At 43.5% G+C, this 16,044-nt stretch carries 16 protein-coding genes; 9 read left to right on the top strand and 7 right to left on the bottom strand.

Annotated features, from left to right (window positions below):
- Both TOL2_RS20320 and bioD read left to right on the top strand, forming a co-directional pair.
- A complete protein-coding gene (locus TOL2_RS20320; protein ID WP_014959156.1) occupies window positions 1-1,194 on the top strand; it encodes an aminotransferase class I/II-fold pyridoxal phosphate-dependent enzyme in 1,194 nt (397 codons plus the stop codon).
- A 3-nt stretch (window positions 1,195-1,197) separates the two neighbouring features.
- Window positions 1,198-1,881: a dethiobiotin synthase gene (bioD, locus tag TOL2_RS20315; protein ID WP_014959155.1), complete on the top strand. Its 684-nt coding sequence runs from the start codon at window positions 1,198-1,200 to the stop codon at window positions 1,879-1,881.
- On the opposite strand, the gene TOL2_RS25040 is transcribed toward bioD, so the two are convergent.
- Window positions 1,868-2,038 (bottom strand): hypothetical protein, encoded by a 171-nt coding sequence (locus tag TOL2_RS25040; RefSeq protein WP_158406151.1) that lies wholly within the window; start codon window positions 2,036-2,038, stop codon window positions 1,868-1,870. The two genes, bioD and TOL2_RS25040, sit on opposite strands and share 14 nt — an antisense overlap.
- Before the next feature lie 114 nt (window positions 2,039-2,152).
- On the opposite strand from TOL2_RS25040, the gene TOL2_RS20310 reads away from it, so the two are divergent.
- The 7 genes from TOL2_RS20310 to TOL2_RS20280 all read left to right on the top strand — a co-directional run bounded on the left by TOL2_RS20310 (window position 2,153) and on the right by TOL2_RS20280 (window position 10,249).
- Window positions 2,153-2,725, top strand: a complete 573-nt coding sequence (locus TOL2_RS20310; protein ID WP_014959154.1) for a TrmH family RNA methyltransferase — start codon at window positions 2,153-2,155, stop codon at window positions 2,723-2,725.
- A 164-nt stretch (window positions 2,726-2,889) separates the two neighbouring features.
- A complete protein-coding gene (gene nadE / locus TOL2_RS20305) occupies window positions 2,890-3,669 on the top strand; it encodes an NAD(+) synthase (RefSeq protein ID WP_014959153.1) in 780 nt (259 codons plus the stop codon).
- Window positions 3,670-3,817: 148 nt separating this feature from the next.
- Entirely contained in the window at window positions 3,818-4,387 is a 570-nt protein-coding gene (locus tag TOL2_RS20300) for a cupin domain-containing protein (protein ID WP_014959152.1), read from the top strand.
- A gap of 17 nt (window positions 4,388-4,404) precedes the next feature.
- Window positions 4,405-6,057, top strand: coding sequence for an AMP-binding protein (locus tag TOL2_RS20295; protein ID WP_014959151.1), 1,653 nt, complete (start codon window positions 4,405-4,407; stop codon window positions 6,055-6,057).
- Window positions 6,058-6,407: 350 nt separating this feature from the next.
- Complete coding sequence (locus TOL2_RS20290) at window positions 6,408-7,067, top strand: 4Fe-4S dicluster domain-containing protein (protein WP_014959150.1); 660 nt, start codon at window positions 6,408-6,410, stop codon at window positions 7,065-7,067.
- A gap of 14 nt (window positions 7,068-7,081) precedes the next feature.
- Window positions 7,082-8,977 (top strand): anaerobic carbon-monoxide dehydrogenase catalytic subunit, encoded by a 1,896-nt coding sequence (gene cooS, locus TOL2_RS20285; protein ID WP_014959149.1) that lies wholly within the window; start codon window positions 7,082-7,084, stop codon window positions 8,975-8,977.
- Between the two features lie 54 nt (window positions 8,978-9,031).
- Window positions 9,032-10,249, top strand: coding sequence for an NAD(P)/FAD-dependent oxidoreductase (locus TOL2_RS20280; protein WP_014959148.1), 1,218 nt, complete (start codon window positions 9,032-9,034; stop codon window positions 10,247-10,249).
- Between the two features lie 114 nt (window positions 10,250-10,363).
- On the opposite strand, the gene TOL2_RS20275 is transcribed toward TOL2_RS20280, so the two are convergent.
- The 6 genes from TOL2_RS20275 to TOL2_RS20250 all read right to left on the bottom strand — a co-directional run bounded on the left by TOL2_RS20275 (window position 10,364) and on the right by TOL2_RS20250 (window position 15,927).
- A complete protein-coding gene (locus TOL2_RS20275; RefSeq protein ID WP_014959147.1) occupies window positions 10,364-11,794 on the bottom strand; it encodes a diadenylate cyclase in 1,431 nt (476 codons plus the stop codon).
- Window positions 11,795-11,800: 6 nt separating this feature from the next.
- Window positions 11,801-12,262 carry a DUF2914 domain-containing protein gene (locus TOL2_RS20270; protein WP_232507980.1) on the bottom strand — a complete coding sequence of 154 codons (462 nt, stop codon included), beginning with the start codon at window positions 12,260-12,262 and terminating at the stop codon, window positions 11,801-11,803.
- 87 nt (window positions 12,263-12,349) lie between these two features.
- On the bottom strand, window positions 12,350-13,243 hold the full coding sequence (locus tag TOL2_RS20265; RefSeq protein ID WP_148278160.1) for a DMT family transporter: 894 nt from the start codon (window positions 13,241-13,243) through the stop codon (window positions 12,350-12,352).
- A gap of 7 nt (window positions 13,244-13,250) precedes the next feature.
- The gene (locus TOL2_RS20260) at window positions 13,251-14,288 is read right to left on the bottom strand and encodes a GGDEF domain-containing protein (protein ID WP_014959144.1); all 1,038 of its coding nucleotides are present in this window, start codon (window positions 14,286-14,288) and stop codon (window positions 13,251-13,253) included.
- A gap of 60 nt (window positions 14,289-14,348) precedes the next feature.
- Window positions 14,349-15,371, bottom strand: coding sequence for a 23S rRNA (adenine(2503)-C(2))-methyltransferase RlmN (rlmN, locus tag TOL2_RS20255; RefSeq protein WP_014959143.1), 1,023 nt, complete (start codon window positions 15,369-15,371; stop codon window positions 14,349-14,351).
- Between the two features lie 118 nt (window positions 15,372-15,489).
- Window positions 15,490-15,927 (bottom strand): GGDEF domain-containing protein, encoded by a 438-nt coding sequence (locus tag TOL2_RS20250; RefSeq protein WP_269764208.1) that lies wholly within the window; start codon window positions 15,925-15,927, stop codon window positions 15,490-15,492.
- Between the last annotated feature and the right edge of the window lie 117 nt (window positions 15,928-16,044).

Raw genomic sequence — 16,044 nt, 5'->3', positions numbered from 1 at the left:
ATGCATAACCCTTACAAAACCTATTCTGAAAGACTGGAAGAAATCAAAAAAAACGATCTGTTAAGATCCTTTAAAGACATTGATAATCGCCAGGACAAAACCATAACCTATAAACACAAATCCTGCCTTAACCTGTCGTCAAACGATTACCTGGGGCTTGCAACCGATGCTGTGCTGTGCAAAGAGTTTTACAGCCGTATGGACAAGGAAAACATGATCAATGAATATGGTCTGGGTTCCTCATCCTCCAGGCTTTTGACCGGTAATTCCGGCCTTTATGAGGCACTGGAGAAACGGTTTTGTGAATTTTATGGTTCCAAGGCAGCCCTTGTGTTTAACAGCGGCTACCATGCCAATATCGGTATTATTCCGGCACTGGCAGGAAAAAATGATCTGATTTTATCCGACAGCCTTAACCATGCCAGCATTGTGGACGGCATCCGGCTGTCCAAGGCAAGGTGTATGATTTTTCAGCACAATGATATGGATCAGTTAAGAAGGCTTTTGGAAAAAGAAAAAAACGGATTTGACAACACCCTGATCATCACGGAATCGATTTTCAGCATGGACGGAGACCGTGCCGACATCAAAGAGCTGGTTGCGTTAAAGGAAAAACATAATGCCCTTTTATATGTTGACGAGGCCCATTCAGCAGGCGTATTCGGTAGTCATGGCAGGGGCCTTAGTTTTGAAGCAGGGGTGCATGACCGGGTGGATATCCTTTTGGGCACCATGGGCAAAGCCTTTGCATCCCACGGTGCCTATGCCATAACACATCCGACCTTGAAATCCTGTCTTGTCAATACAATGAGGCCGCTTTTATATTCCACAGCACTTCCGCCTGTAGCTGTTAACTGGAATCTTTTTATTCTCAACCGCATGCAATACTGGGATGACAGGCGCAAACAACTTAGCCGGGTGTCCGAACAATTCAGGAACGCCTTAACAAAAAAGGGTCTTGTTCATACAGGTGACACCCATATTATCCCGGTGATCACAGGCAGCAACAAAAAAGCGGTTGAATTGTCAGATCTTTTGATTGAGAATGGATATCTTGCCTTTCCCATCAGGCCGCCAACGGTTCCGGAAAACAATTCAAGAATACGGTTTTCCCTGACCTCGGACATAAGCTTTGAAGATATTGAGCCGGTTGCCGATATCATAGCTCAATACATGAAAAATCAGGGGAGCTGACACATGACGGAATATTTTATCAGCGGTATTGATACGGATATTGGAAAAACCATTGCCACCGGACTTATGGCAAGGTATCTGTTCAAACAAAATCAAAATATCATTACCCAGAAAATTGTGCAGACCGGATGTCAAGATACATCCGATGATATTCTGGCTCACCGGCAGCTTATGGGGTGTGAACTGTTTGAAGAGGACCTGTCTGGCCTTACCTGCCCGTATCTGTTCAAGCGCCCTGCATCTCCTCATCTGGCAGCACGCCTGGAGGGCAAAAAAATTGACACCCTGACCATATCCCGTGCCACCCATGAGCTGAAAAAACGATTCAAAACCATTTTGATTGAAGGGGCAGGGGGACTCCAGGTGCCGTTGAATGATGATTCAACCGTGCTGGAGTATATCAGGGAGAACCATTATCCGGTCATACTGGTCACATCGTCAAAGCTTGGCAGTATCAATCACACGCTTTTGTCAATTGAAGCTTTGAAAACCAGAAATATCAAGCTTGTTGGCATGGTGTACAACAGATATCCGCAAACCGACAAATTGATATCAGATGATTCCATAACTCAAATGCATAGATTCATGATTCAATGCGGATATGGGGGGCATATTGTTGAAATGGGGGAAATGGATCTTTCCAGGCCTGATGAACTGGATTTTTCAAACTTTTTTAACCCTGTTTGATTCTTGCCGGCAGATCATGATTTAACTGGTTTTCCACAACAGTTCCATTTTTTTTACCCATAACTTTTTTTACCCATAACAGGGTATATTTTGCTTCACACCCGCACAAAAACAGGTTTGGCGGATTTGCCAATCGTTGCAATTTATGCCCTGTCATTGTATATCAGATCCTGAATTTGGACTTTGGCAAAATTCTGGTGGGGTCTTACCCTGTTTTGCCATCAGTCTGAAAGTTGGGCAAAATAATAATATGAACGGTTGGAGAAGGTGTATGGGGCCTCATAAAGTCCGGCAGATGATGAAGTCTGAAAGAGATATGGCCAAAAGGCGCTTCAGACGGCAGAGAAACAAGAACTATCTGGCCAAGTCCGGTATTCATGAATGTGTCATTGTGCTGGACCATTTAAAACCGACCTATAATATCGGAAAAATTTTCAGAAGTGCTGATGCCTTTGGTGCCCGTGAAATTCATTTGGTCGGCATTGATTTTTTTGATCCTGCACCGGGTATGGGTGCTTTTAAATGGGTTCCGGCCGTATTTCACAAGAATTTTTTTTCCTGTTATACCAGCCTGGTTAACAACGGCTATATCCCGTTTATCCTGGAACCCGGCAAAGGACAGTCCATAACACACACCCGGATGCCCCTTAAAAGTGCCTTTATATTCGGCCACGAAGAATATGGCATCAGCTTTGAACCTGACCTGTTTCCCGAGGTCAGGCCCCTTACCATTCCACAGTTTGGAAAATCCCAAAGCCTGAATGTGAGTGTGGCAGCCTCAATTATTTTGTATGAATATGTCCGGCAGCATGGGGTGATTGACAACAAGAGTCCGGGTTCTTAAATTCGTGAAATATGTTTAAAATGCATTGCATATAACTGCCACGGGCAAAACTGTTATTTCACCTTGGTTTGCTCACAACAAAGATTGAAAGTCTATGTATGAATTTTTTAAGACTTTCATATAAAATGAAAAAGGATGAAAAAACTGGTTATGAAAGGCTGGTTATGAAAACTCAAAAAGTAATTGATCACATTGTTCAGTGGCTGGATAATTACCTTGAAAAATCAGGTTTAACAGGGTTTGCCATTGGTGTCTCAGGAGGAATAGATTCAGCCGTAACATCAACCCTGTGCGCGAAAACCGGCAAACCGGTTCTTGCCGTTAACATGCCTATTCACCAGGCAAAAGATCAGGTGTCCAGGTCTGAAAATCATATTGCATGGCTGGAAAAAAAATTTAATATGGTCAAAGGAACCGATCTTGACCTGACCCCTGTTTTTGAGCAGATGAAACAAAGCTTTCCCCATCATATACAGGACGGCCTGACCATGGCAAACACCCGGTCAAGACTTCGCATGCTCACCTTGTATGCTTTTGCATCAAACCACAAAATGCTGGTGGTCGGCACCGGCAATAAGGTTGAGGATTTTGGCGTGGGATTTTATACCAAATATGGAGATGGCGGAGTGGATCTTTCACCTATTGCCGACCTGATGAAATCCGAAGTTTATGAACTGGGAAAAGCCATGGGCATCATTGACGATATCCTGAAAGCGCCCCCCACGGACGGGCTATGGGAAGACGAGCGAACCGATGAAAGCCAGATCGGTGCCACCTATGCGGAACTGGAATGGGCCATGCAATACCTGGAGTCCCCCCAAAAAAAAGCATTGACCGAGCAACAGAAAAAAGTGGTGTCCATCTACCAGAAATTTCATGCTGCCAATAAACATAAAATGGAGCCCATACCGGTTTGCCTTATTCCGGATGAATTTAAAAATTGAATTTAACAGACAAATTAAAAAATTGAGTTTTTTGTTTGTATGGGGTTTGTATAAGGTCTGCAGATGTTTCCTTAAAAAGGCATTTTTTTTGACAACGCCCTGACTATATATTATAAAACATTTTTAAAAAAAAATGCATGGAGGAACGATGAATACTGGAAAAATCAGCCAACGTATTAAATATTTCATGGAAAAAAGGCAGATCGACGTTGACAATCTTGCAAAAGAGACAGGTCTTGAAAAAGATTTTATTGAGACCATGCTTGCAGAAAATATTTATCCCCCGTTAGGGCCTTTGATGAAAATCGCAAGAACGCTCGGTGTCCGGCTGGGTACATTTCTGGATGACCAGGAAACAACTGACCCGTATATTGTTCGTAACGCCCAAAGAGACGCTCAGTTCAGTGTGCTGGCAGAGAAAAACAAGGCCGCAACCCTGAACTTTTTTTCCCTGGGCATGGGAAAAACCGATCGCCACATGGAACCTTTTTTTGTTGAAATCCTTCCTGAATCAGCAAGCCAGAAGAACCTCTCCTCCCATGAAGGTGAAGAGTGGATTGCCGTACTCAAAGGAAGCATTGAAGTCATTTACGGAAAAGAGACCTATGTTCTCAATGAAGGGGACAGCGTGTATTATAATTCCGTGGTTCCTCACTATGTGAGCTGTGTGGGGGATGAAAAAGCACAGATCCATGCGGTCATCTATATACCTGAATAGCAGGAGGGGATAAAGCCATGAAAAATGAAAGCCCGTTAAGAGAACTTACCCTGGGGCAAATCCTTGATCAGACCGCTGCCCGGTTTCCCGACAATGATGCTGTTGTTTATGTGGATCGGGACTTTCGCTTGACCTATCGGCAATTTAATTCTTTAGTGGATGAAGTGGCCAGGGGGCTGATGGCGTTGGGGATTCAAAAGGGTGAAAAAGTGGCTGTATGGGCCACCAATATTCCGTTCTGGGTTGCTTTGCAATTTGCAACAGCCAAAATAGGTGCTGTTCTGCTGACCGTTAACACCAATTATAAGACTGCGGAACTGGAGTACCTTTTAATACAGTCTGAAACCGAAAACTTATTTTTGATTGACGGGTTCCAGGACACTGATTATGTAAACACCATTTATGAGCTGGTTCCCGAGCTTAAAACTCAGCAGAGGGGCAGTCTTTCCAGCAAAAAATTTCCCCATCTCAAAAGGGTGGCATTTTTAGGTCAGGAAAAGCACCGGGGCATGTATTCCATTCCTGAAATCAAGGCCCTGGGCGTAATGACAACAGATGAAGAATACCTTGCCCGGCAAAAAGAATTAAGCCCCCATGACGTGGTCAACATGCAGTATACTTCGGGAACAACCGGGTTTCCCAAAGGCGTGATGCTCACCCATTACAATATCGGCAACAACGGGTTTTTTATCGGTGCAAACCAGAATTTTTCCGAACATGACCGGGTCTGCCTTCCTGTTCCGCTTTTCCACTGCTTTGGGTGTGTGCTGGGTGTCCTTGCCGCTGTCAATCATGGAACCTGCATGGTTATCCTGGAAGGATTTGATCCTTTGATGGTCATGTCCTCTGTGGAACAGGAAAAATGTACTGCTTTGTATGGTGTTCCCACCATGTTTATCGCAATCCTGGATAATCCCATGTTTTCAAAATTTGATTTTTCATCTCTCAGGACCGGTATCATGGCTGGTTCCAACTGCCCGATTCATGTTATGGAGCAGGTTATTGAAAAAATGAATATGACGGATATCACCATCTGTTACGGTCTGACCGAGGCGTCGCCGGTCATGACCTATACCAGGATCGGGGATGAGTTGCGCCTCAGGGTGGAAACCGTGGGAAGGGCATTGCCACATATTGAGGTGAAGGTCATTGATATTGCAACAAAAGAAACCGTTCCCCCTGGTGTCCAGGGAGAAGTGTGTTGCCGGGGATATAATATCATGAAAGGGTATTACAACAACCCCGAAGCCACAAAAGAGGCTGTTGATGCTGACGGCTGGCTTCATTCAGGGGATCTTGGTGTCATGGACGAACAGGGAAATCTGGCTATCACCGGACGTCACAAGGATATGATTATCCGGGGAGGAGAAAATATCTATCCCAGGGAAATCGAAGAATTTTTATACAGGATGGATGAAATAAAAGATATCCAGGTGGCTGCAGTCCCCAGCAAAAAATACGGAGAAGAGGTTGGCGCCTTTATTGTTCTTAAAGAGGATGCAAACATTGATGAGAGCGATGTAAAGGACTTTTGCAGAGGTAAAATCGCACGTTTTAAAATTCCCAGGTATGTTCATTTCGTGGACTCCTACCCCATGACGGCCAGCGGAAAAATCCAGAAATTTAAACTTTCTGAATTATCAGAGCAGATCTGGCCGGACCGGCGATAACAAAAAAATCTGTTTTACTACGGCACGTCAAATTTATTTCAATCTCCTGAAGCGGTTCTTGCTTCAGGAGATGTTTTTTTATAAATGATTGAAGATACTTACTAAATAATCAATACCACACGCCATACACCCTAAAGTTGAAACGCCATTTAACTCTAAACATGGCCAAAATATAAGCTGTTTTTATTTTGTAATAAAGTTCCGATATACAAGCGGATCAGTTCAATAAAATTACTGACTTTTTAAAAAACCCATGGTAGAAAAATAAACGTGTTTAACGTGTGTGAATATTATTTTGCTTGATGCTGCAATAAAAATTCATACTGGTTGATTAAGTAAAGGAGGTTTTTATGAAAACCGTTTTTGTAGAGGTGCAAAAATGCGTTGGTTGCAGGCATTGTGAAATCGCCTGCGCCGTGGAGCATTCCAGGGAAAAGGCGTTATTGTCTTTTTTGAATGACGATCCTCAATCGCAACCCAGGATAAAGGTGGGCGCAGGGATCGATTTCATGACGTTTCCAAATCGCTGCCGGCATTGTGATCCGGCCCCTTGTCTGCAGATTTGTCCTACCGGGGCCATATACAAGGATAACGAGTTTGGTTCCGTTCTTGTTCGGGAGGAGCGATGCATATCCTGTGGAATGTGCGCTATGGCCTGTCCCTTCAGTGCGATCACCTTTCAGAAGACCCGTACCCAAAACCGTTCTGTTTCGTACAAATGCGATGATTGCATTGATCTTAGAAGAAATGACCTTAGAAAAAAAGATCCCAAAACAATTGATAGCAACAAAGAAGAAAAACAGCCGGCCTGTGTTAAGGCCTGTAAAACAGGTGCCCTTGTGTTTGGAGAAATCAATGCGACGATTCACAAAGCAAGGCGGGATGATGCCCTTGATATAACAGGATATATGAAGGGGAAACAATCATTTAAAATGCCTGAAAACATAAAAATGTTCAAGGGTATCATGGAAAAAATAGCCTGCCTTGGTCCAATGCCGTCATCACGATAAGGAGACAAAAAAAAATGAAAAGAGTGGATTTTAAAACCATTAAACATAAAGTTGAAGAACGAACGATTGTCGAGGCTGCAAAGCCTGTTATGGAGATGGCTCTGGAAGAAGGAATTGAAACTGCCTGGGACCGGCTGGAAATCCAGCAGCCCCAATGCGGATTCGGGCAGACAGGTGTTTGCTGTAACCGTTGTACATTGGGGCCTTGCAGGATTGATCCGTTTGAAGAAGGCCCTGAAAAAGGTGTTTGCGGAGCAGATGCCGACCTTATTGTTGCCAGAAATTTTCTGGATGATCTTTCCACAGGGGCTGCAGCCCATTCTGATCATGGGCGAGAGATACTCGAGACCCTTTATAAAACATCTGTTGGGCAGGCCCAGGGATATGATATTCAGGATACGAAAAAATTAAACCATATTGCTGCCGAGCTTGGGGTGGAAACAAAAAACAAAGATAACAATGAGATTGGCAAGGATGTTGCCCTGGCATTGCTCGAAGAGTTCGGCACCATCAAAAATTCCATCAAATTTATTGACCGTGCGCCGGACAAGACCAGGGAAATATGGAAAGCTGCCGGCATATCCCCCAGGAGTGTGGACAGAGAGATTGTTGAATCCATGCACCGCATACACATGGGGGTTGGGGCAAATTATGCCAATGTGCTTTTGCATGGATTAAGAACCTCGTTGTCGGACGGATGGGGCGGTTCAATGATGGCCACCGAGGTTTCCGACATTTTGTTCGGCACGCCTGAAATAAATTCCTCCCATGTAAACCTTGGAACCTTGAAAAAGGATATGGTAAATGTGATCCTCCATGGCCACAATCCCATCCTGTCCGAGATGCTGGTCAAAGCTGCACAAGATCCTGAGATGAAAAAACTGGCCCGGGAAAAGGGTGCAAGCGGAATCAACCTTGCCGGAATCTGCTGCACTGGCAATGAACTGCTCATGAGAAAAGGGGTTCCCATTGCCGGAAACATGCTGGACCAGGAGCTGGCACTGGCCACGGGAGCGGTTGAGGTTATGGTTGTGGATTATCAGTGCATATTTCCTTCCATTGCGCAGACAGCAGGCTGCTTTCATTCAAAAATTATTTCAACAAGTGAAAAATCAAAAGTTTCCGGCGCGGTTCACATGGAATTGCATCCTGAAACAGCCTTTGATACGGCAAACAAGATTCTAAAACTTGCCATTGAAAATTATCCCAACAGAAACCAGGACCGGGTTAAAATTCCGGCTGAACCTGTAAAAATGGTGGCTGGTTTTTCAGTTGAGGCGATCAAAAAAGCATTGGGCGGCAGTCTCAAACCCCTTGTGGATGTGATTGCAAGCGGAAAGATCAGGGGTGCTGTGGGTATTGTGGGGTGCAACAATCCCAAAATCAAACACGACTACGGCCATATTGAGCTTGCAAAGGCATTGATTAAAAACAACATCCTGGTGGTTGAAACAGGATGCGCCGCCATTGCTTCGGGAAAGGCGGGGCTGCTGCTGCCGGAAGCTGCGGAACTGGCAGGGGAAGGCTTAAAAGAGGTGTGCAAATCCCTGGGAATTCCACCGGTGCTTCATATGGGATCATGTGTGGACTGTTCCAGGATACTTGTGCTGGCGGCTGAACTGGCAAACATCCTGGGAGTTGGGATTGACCAGTTGCCTTTGGCGGGTGCTGCGCCTGAATGGTATTCCCAGAAGGCTATTTCCATTGGTTCCTATTTTGTATCCTCCGGGGTATTTACAGTACTGGGCATACCTCCCAAGATATTCGGCAGTCAAAATGTGATCAACCTGGTTGCAAGCGGTTTAAATGATGTTGTTCATGCCGCCTTTGCAGTGGAACCCGACCCGGTTGCGGCCGCACAATTGATATGCGATCATATAGAAAACAAAAGAAAGGCTTTGAACATATAAGAGGCGTAACGGTTCCCGCAAAGGCGGGAACCCAATCAAAAACAGGAATTCATTATGAAAATAGCAATCATAGGAATGGGGCCCGCAGGAACAGGCGTTGTCAGTACCCTGAGGCGGCATGACTCAGATGCCGAAATTACAATGTTTTCAGCGGAAAATGTTCCCCCTTATTCTCCCCCGGCACTTGGCGACTATTTGATTACCGGAAACAAGGAAGGCTTGTTCCGGCATGAGGATGATTTTTTTAAAACATACAATGTCAAGCAAAGGCCCGGGGAAAAAATCGTTCAGGTCATGCCGGAAGAAAAACAACTTAAAACGCAAAACAATGAGATTTTTGATTTTGATCACCTGGTTATCGCTTCCGGGTCTTCGTTATACGCCCCGGTCAAGGGAGCGGATAAAAAGGGGATTTATAATTTCAAAACTTTGGACGGAGCTGATCAAATAAAAAGAATCTCCCAAGAGGATAAAACCGCTGTTGTCCTGGGCGGAGGATTTATCGGAGTTGAGATCGCCTTGTGTTTGGCTAAAATCGGAATCAAGCCCACCCTGCTGAACAGGCGAGGTTGGATCATGCCCCGTTTGCTGGATGTTGAAACCGCCGGATATGTTGAAAAAGATCTTAGGGCACAGGGGGTTGAGGTTTTGTTGAATACCGAGGGCAAGGAGTTTGTAGGCAACGAATCCGTGGACGGCCTTTTAACATCCAATGGGAAAACATTAACTGCTGATATTTACATTGCAGCCACCGGGGTCAAGCCAAATATCGATTTTATCAAAGATACTGATATTGAGTATGATCAGGGGATTGTTGTGGATGAAAAATTGCGGACCCGATACCCTTATATCTATGCCTGCGGGGATGTTGCCCAAACCATTGATCTTCTTTCCGGGAAAAGAAAAATACATGGCCTGTACCCTGTTGCAATGGATCATGCACAAACAGCGGCCTGCAATATATTGGGAATGGAACGTGAATATGAACGGCCCATAAACATTAATTCTTTAAAAGAACTGGGGTTCAAAATTATTGTCGTCGGAAACCAGAAAGCAGAAGAGGTTTTTGAATATAAAACCGAAAATATCTTGCGCAAAATATATATAACAGCAGATAAAATAGTCGGGTTTGTGTTGCTGGGGGATATCTCCAATGCAGGTATCTATTTGTCGCTGTTGAAGAAAAAAACCAATGTTGCAAAGTTTAAACACCGGCTTTTATCAAAAGGATTCTCACCTGGATTCCTGCCAGGCATGGTTGGTGTGAATTAAGGAACGGCTTTAAATGCACTGAAAATATGAAAGTCTTGAAAAAACATACAGAGACTTTTAATCTTTGTTGTGGGCAAATTTTAAATGAAATACCAGATCTGCCCGTGGCATTTGTTATAAAACCGGCTTCTTTGAGATAAGATAATGAATTTGAATTTTATTTTTGTTTTCCAGCTTAAGTGATGCAGGGTTCAGGACCAGATCGACAGTAGCAGTACCGGATTCAGTGAGATTGTCCAATGATATTTGTTTTGTGAAAATGGTGGAAATATCTTTTAAAGCAAGACTCCCGCCGATTACCCGAACGGTTTTAGGTATTGCCTTTGCCTCTTTCATGACAACACCCATAGGCAATTTTCCCATCCAGTTCGGCTGTATGGGAAGTTCTTTTTTAATCAGGGTATCCAGAGTTATATCCAGTTCTGACGGCTCTATTTTTTTCAGCCTTATCCCCGGCGGAAGCAGTATGTTTGCCTTGGTGACGGACAGCTTGTTAACCCCTACCACAGACTGGGACAGGTTCAGTTTGATATTAATCTGTTCAGGCTTGATGGCATTGATTAAAGGTTTTGCACCACTGATCAAAAGCTTAATATTGGATGCAGAAGAAGAGATAATTTCCATTTTCTGATCCGGATTTATAAATTCAACCGGGATTTCATGTGTGGCAAGGGTTTCCATTCCTCTTGAAAAGCTGAGCCATATTCCGGTAATGCAGAAAAGACTTATTAATCCGGCTGTAATCAGTTCTATGGTCTGATGCCGGACACCTTTTTTTGTTGAATCATCTCCTGCATGATCCTGAAGCAATTTTTCAAGCGCCAGACGATTGCGGATATCATAGACTTGATTTTCTTTGAACAATGTTACCTTGCCCCGTTCTTCAGACACAACTATAACCAGGGCATCCGTAAGTTCTGTTAAACCGGATGCAGCCCTGTGCCGGGTTCCGAAAAAAGAGGGCAGATCTTTTCTTTTTGACAATGGAAGTATCACACCTGCACTGATGATCCGGTCCCCTTGTATGACAATGGCTCCGTCGTGTATCGGATTGTCAGGCCAGAAAGCACTCACCAGCAGTTCCTGCGACAGCTTGCCATCCAGGGAAATTCCTCCTTGAACAACACTGGCAAGCCCTTGCTTTAAGGGCAGCACGATCAGGGCCCCGATTTTTTTTTGGGCCAGTGCCCAGACACTGTCGGCAATTATGTTCAAAGGGGTATGAAATTGATGCCGGGGGATTCCCCATAAAAATGATTTCAGGTCTTTGGTCTGAAAAACGCTGGATATTTCATTTCGAAAAACAATGATGATAACCAAAGCGGCCACGGTGATAATACCCTGCATGGCCCAGTTTGTTATGATCAGACCAAGGGAGACAGCGGCTTGACCTGCCACCCAGAGAACACAAATAGTCAGCAGAGCCCTGATAACATTGGTTCCTCTGAAAAGCACATAAAGCCGAAATAAAACATAGCTGTTTAACAGGATGTCTAATGCATCCTGCCAGCGAAACCCGGAGAACAGATAAAAAAGAGGTTCCATTGTTAATCAGTCTGCCATACTGAATCTTAATGTTTGCAACAGGGTATCATTGATATCCCGTATTTCGACGCGCCAGGGTCCCTTATCTTCATCCCGGATTTGTATCCTGCTGAAAGAGGACCATTTTGGTGGAGAAAGGGTGAGTTTCATGGTGAAGATCAGCTTGTCTTTTTTGTACCAGTGGTGAAAAATATAAGTTTTTTCAAACACGGGATCAAATTTTGAAAAACAAAAAACCTCACCCTGGGATATTGAAAAGACCACAGCCGGGTTCACCGGTTGAAAAGTTTCAATGGATTCACACATAACTGCCTGAACCATAACCATTTTAGCATTTGATTGTTCTGAACTGACATTTGCTGCAGACAATAACACCAGAACAAGCAAAAACAGAAAGGATTTTATTGATTTGCCGGTAAAAATTATTTTCATGTCCCCACTATATTTCATGTCCTCACTATATTTCATGTCCCCACTATAACGGACGTTTCCTTTTTTTCAAAATTAAAATAAAGTATATGAGATTGCTGCACCAGCGCTTTTCGGCATACAGCTTTAAGCTGTGGCCGGTAATTTGAGGTGAAAAACCAGCAAGCCGGCAGTCACCAATGCCAACGCAGACAGAAGGTGAACTGTCAACGGCTCTCCTAAGATCAACCAGCCAAAACACACCCCGGCAATGGGCATCACAAAGATAAAGGAATGCAGTGAAGATGCCCCGTGTTTTTTCAATAGTGTATTCCAGGCCACAAAACCCAGAGAGGCGATGACAACGCTTTGATATAACAAAGCGCCCAGTATTGTCCGGTCAAGGCGAATGATCATGTTCGGATCTAAAAATATCCCGCCGGCCAGAAAAATCGGTGCGGCAAATATGAACGGATAGATTACCAGGTGAAAGGGTTCGAAATCTTGGATCACCCTTTTGGTGAAAATGATGCGGCAGGCCCACATGAAAACAGCAGCCAGGACTATCAGATCCCCTGTCTGACAACCTGACGAAAGCCCTTCTTTGTCCGTCAATATCAAAAAGACGCCGAAAAATCCCATCAGCATACCTATTATTTTTTGGGGTGTGATGTTTTCCCCCGGAATAAAAAAATGGGATAAAACAAGCACTATAAAGGGTAGAAGGTTGGCGATCAGAACACCGTGAGAGGCATTGGTTTTGCTCATGCCAAAGTAAAACAAAGACATCTGGGTGGTCAGAATCATTCCCACGGCAAAGGTTGAAACCCACAGGTTTTTTTTTATTTTCAGGGGTTGCCGGGTAAAAACAGCCCACAAAAAAACAACTGCCGCAGCAATGGCAAACCTAATACCTGCATTGGTAAACGGTCCGAATCCTGCCAGGCTGAGTTTAATAGCCACTGGATTGCCACCGAATATGATGCACAATACAATAATGGATGCTGTTGTGCCGGATGAAAATTCGCTTCTGGGTGTCATAATAGATTTAAAACTCTTCCTGTTCTTTCTGGATAACAATCTGATCTCGACCTTTGTTTTTAGCTATGAAAAGTGCATCATCCGCCCGTTTTATAAGACTTGCTTCCGGTTCATTCATCCGGTACAGGGAAATTCCCATGGAAACCGTAATTTTTCCCATGGTTTCACCGGATTTTCTGAGCTTCCACTCCTTTGTGGCCAGAGTTTTTTGAATTTTTTTAGCCACGGTTGTTGCACCTTTGATTCCTGTTTCAGGTAAAATTATTAAAAACTCCTCTCCCCCGTATCTGGCAGCAATGTCGTTTTGTCTCAAATGAGTTTTCAGAATCTGGGCAATACCTCTCAAAAGACTGTCTCCTACAAGATGCCCAAAGGTGTCATTCACCCGTTTGAAATAATCAATATCCACCATAATAATGGAAAAAGGCAAATCATTTTGTTTGGCCCTGATTCTTTCTATCTCAAGCTTTTTTTCAAGCCCTCTCCTGTTAATCAATCCGGTTAAAGCGTCTGTCTGTGCTTCCTGCTGGGATTTTTCCAATTCCTGTTGCAATTGCTTTAAATCTTCAGAAGATATTCTCATCCTGGTTTGAAGTCTTTTGCCTGATTGGAGGAGTCCTTTGGTTTCAGCCAGCATCTGGTCAACAATACATCTTATTTCATTAAAATTTTTGGCATCATTTATCTTAACCGCTAACTCGTTCAGGCTCTTGCCGTTTTCGGCAAGATCCTCCTTGGTTTCGGAGACATGGTTGGAAATATCTTTGAGCATCAGAGAAATCTTGGTTAACAGATTGCTGATGACAATCCTATCTCCATCTACCACATATTTTTGATAAAGGCCTTCTACTTTGACGTTATTAATCGGGCCGGCATTTTTAAGTGAGTGATCAATGGCTTTTTTGAGTTTTATATTTTTACCGGATACATACTCGTACCAGACCGCATAGTTTACCGGGGTGGCAGGCAGATTGTGTTTTGTAATATAATTTAATGCCAGTCTCAGGTATTCCCCTGCCTTGGTTTTTTCTTCCATATAATTCATAAACTACCTAAGCCAAACCCTGTTTGTTTCGACAGATATTTTGTACAAATGCATCTCCAATTAACATTTTTGCCCCAATTGCCCGCAACCTGCTGCAACGGATTGACCTCTGGTCCATCGTTTAATCACAAATATACCCTTGTTTGTCAAGGTTTGAGCAAATTTGTGCATATCCGCGTCACAAGGTGATTCATAATTAAACCCGTTTACAGGATTACAGGGAATGAGGTTCAATCTTACAGGCAAAGGTTTAATATAATCAGCCAATCTTATAGCATCCTTTTGAGAATCATTTAAACCTTTAATTAAAATATATTCAAATAGAAAACACCCTCTTTTGGTCAGTGGAAATGATTGTAACGCCTTTTTAAGGGAGATCAGGGGTATGGTTTTATTGACCGGCATCAACCAGGAGCGGGTTTTATCATCAGCGGCATTGATGGATATTGCAAGTCGTAAGCCCGGCATATCCATGCCGGCAAGCTTTTCAATGCCGTTTATCAGGCCGGATGTGGATACGGTGATATGGCGCAGGGCAATGTCAAAGCCTTTTTGTTCATTCATTATTCGAATCGCCTGTATTACAGGGTCAAAATTGTCAAAAGGCTCGCCCATGCCCATAAAAACAATATTTTTTATTTTCTCTTTTAAGGTGAATCTTGCATTGAACAACTGGCCTGTAATCTCAAAAATCTTAAGATTTCTTTTAAAGCCCATTCTGCCGGTTTCGCAAAACCGGCATCCCATTTTACACCCCACCTGACTGGAAACACAAAGAGTCTGATGATTTGTCATGGGAATAATTACGGATTCTATTTTTTCTCCATCTGAAAGCTTTGTGATAAATTTGGTCAGATTGTTTTCCTTAAAGGTTTCAACAACCTGTCCGGGTGTGAGGTTTATCTTGTGTTTAAGTTGTCTTGTAAAGGCGGGAGAGGAGGTAAACTCTTTTGACTCAAAAAAATTAGGGTTTCCGGATTTAAAAATTTCCCGGTAGAGGGCTGTGGCATGAAAGCGTCCTTTGCCGAAGGTCTGATTCAATCTGCCGGTCAACTGATCCAGTGTAAGGTCTAAAATTTGCATTTTATCATACGCTTTGCTTCTCTTAATTTGTAAGCGTATTCAATATCAGATATGGACTGGTATTTCCATTGATTAATTAAATGAAAACTTTAAAAATCAACAGGACGGCATATATATCTTAATGCACGTTGCTGTATGAAATCCTGTTTTTTCCATCTTTTTTAGCCTGATACATGGCCATGTCGGCTTTGTGAATGAGGCCATGAATATCAAGGATATCATGGGGGCCGACCGCTACCCCGATGCTCACCGTAACCTTTGTGATACCGGTTGTTCCATGGAAATTTCCTTTAATCTGTGAGATGCTTTTCCTGAGCCTTTCTGCAATCATACCACCTATGCGTCTGTCTGCATATGGCAGGACAACTGCGAATTCTTCTCCGCCATACCTTGCACAGACATCAATCTCCCTGACATTGAACTGGATGACGTCGGCGACTTCACGTAATATTCGATCTCCCTGCTGATGGCCGTAGCAGTCATTGATTTTTTTAAAATCGTCGATATCAATTATCAACAGGGTTAAAAAATGTTTTTGTCGCATGGATTTGGACAGTTCAAGTTTGGGACGTCTAAATCTTCCTGTTTAGTTTGCTCATAATTTGGCCCTCCATTGAACCTGCTTGAGTTGCAGGTAATCTATCCACCTGTAACTCATGCATTTCAACACGCT

Source organism: Desulfobacula toluolica Tol2 (assembly GCF_000307105.1).
In the GTDB taxonomy this organism is placed as follows: domain Bacteria; phylum Desulfobacterota; class Desulfobacteria; order Desulfobacterales; family Desulfobacteraceae; genus Desulfobacula; species Desulfobacula toluolica.
The sequence above is the reverse complement of the archived record's forward strand: the minus strand, read 5'-3'. Positions and strand labels throughout refer to the sequence as shown.

Excerpts from the sequence above, each read along its gene's own strand:
- TOL2_RS20280 (WP_014959148.1), top strand. The coding sequence starts at position 9,032 with ATGAAAATAGCAATCATAGGAATGGGGCCCGCAGGAACAGGCGTTGTC.
- nadE (WP_014959153.1), top strand. The coding sequence starts at position 2,890 with ATGAAAACTCAAAAAGTAATTGATCACATTGTTCAGTGGCTGGATAAT.
- TOL2_RS20290 (WP_014959150.1), top strand. The coding sequence starts at position 6,408 with ATGAAAACCGTTTTTGTAGAGGTGCAAAAATGCGTTGGTTGCAGGCAT.
- TOL2_RS20295 (WP_014959151.1), top strand. The coding sequence starts at position 4,405 with ATGAAAAATGAAAGCCCGTTAAGAGAACTTACCCTGGGGCAAATCCTT.
- TOL2_RS20310 (WP_014959154.1), top strand. The coding sequence starts at position 2,153 with ATGGGGCCTCATAAAGTCCGGCAGATGATGAAGTCTGAAAGAGATATG.
- rlmN (WP_014959143.1), bottom strand. The coding sequence starts at position 15,371 with ATGCAAATTTTAGACCTTACACTGGATCAGTTGACCGGCAGATTGAAT.
- TOL2_RS20260 (WP_014959144.1), bottom strand. The coding sequence starts at position 14,288 with ATGAATTATATGGAAGAAAAAACCAAGGCAGGGGAATACCTGAGACTG.
- bioD (WP_014959155.1), top strand. The coding sequence starts at position 1,198 with ATGACGGAATATTTTATCAGCGGTATTGATACGGATATTGGAAAAACC.
- cooS (WP_014959149.1), top strand. The coding sequence starts at position 7,082 with ATGAAAAGAGTGGATTTTAAAACCATTAAACATAAAGTTGAAGAACGA.
- TOL2_RS20320 (WP_014959156.1), top strand. The coding sequence starts at position 1 with ATGCATAACCCTTACAAAACCTATTCTGAAAGACTGGAAGAAATCAAA.
- TOL2_RS20275 (WP_014959147.1), bottom strand. The coding sequence starts at position 11,794 with ATGGAACCTCTTTTTTATCTGTTCTCCGGGTTTCGCTGGCAGGATGCA.
- TOL2_RS20300 (WP_014959152.1), top strand. The coding sequence starts at position 3,818 with ATGAATACTGGAAAAATCAGCCAACGTATTAAATATTTCATGGAAAAA.
- TOL2_RS25040 (WP_158406151.1), bottom strand. The coding sequence starts at position 2,038 with ATGACAGGGCATAAATTGCAACGATTGGCAAATCCGCCAAACCTGTTT.
- TOL2_RS20270 (WP_232507980.1), bottom strand. The coding sequence starts at position 12,262 with ATGAAATATAGTGAGGACATGAAATATAGTGGGGACATGAAAATAATT.
- TOL2_RS20265 (WP_148278160.1), bottom strand. The coding sequence starts at position 13,243 with ATGACACCCAGAAGCGAATTTTCATCCGGCACAACAGCATCCATTATT.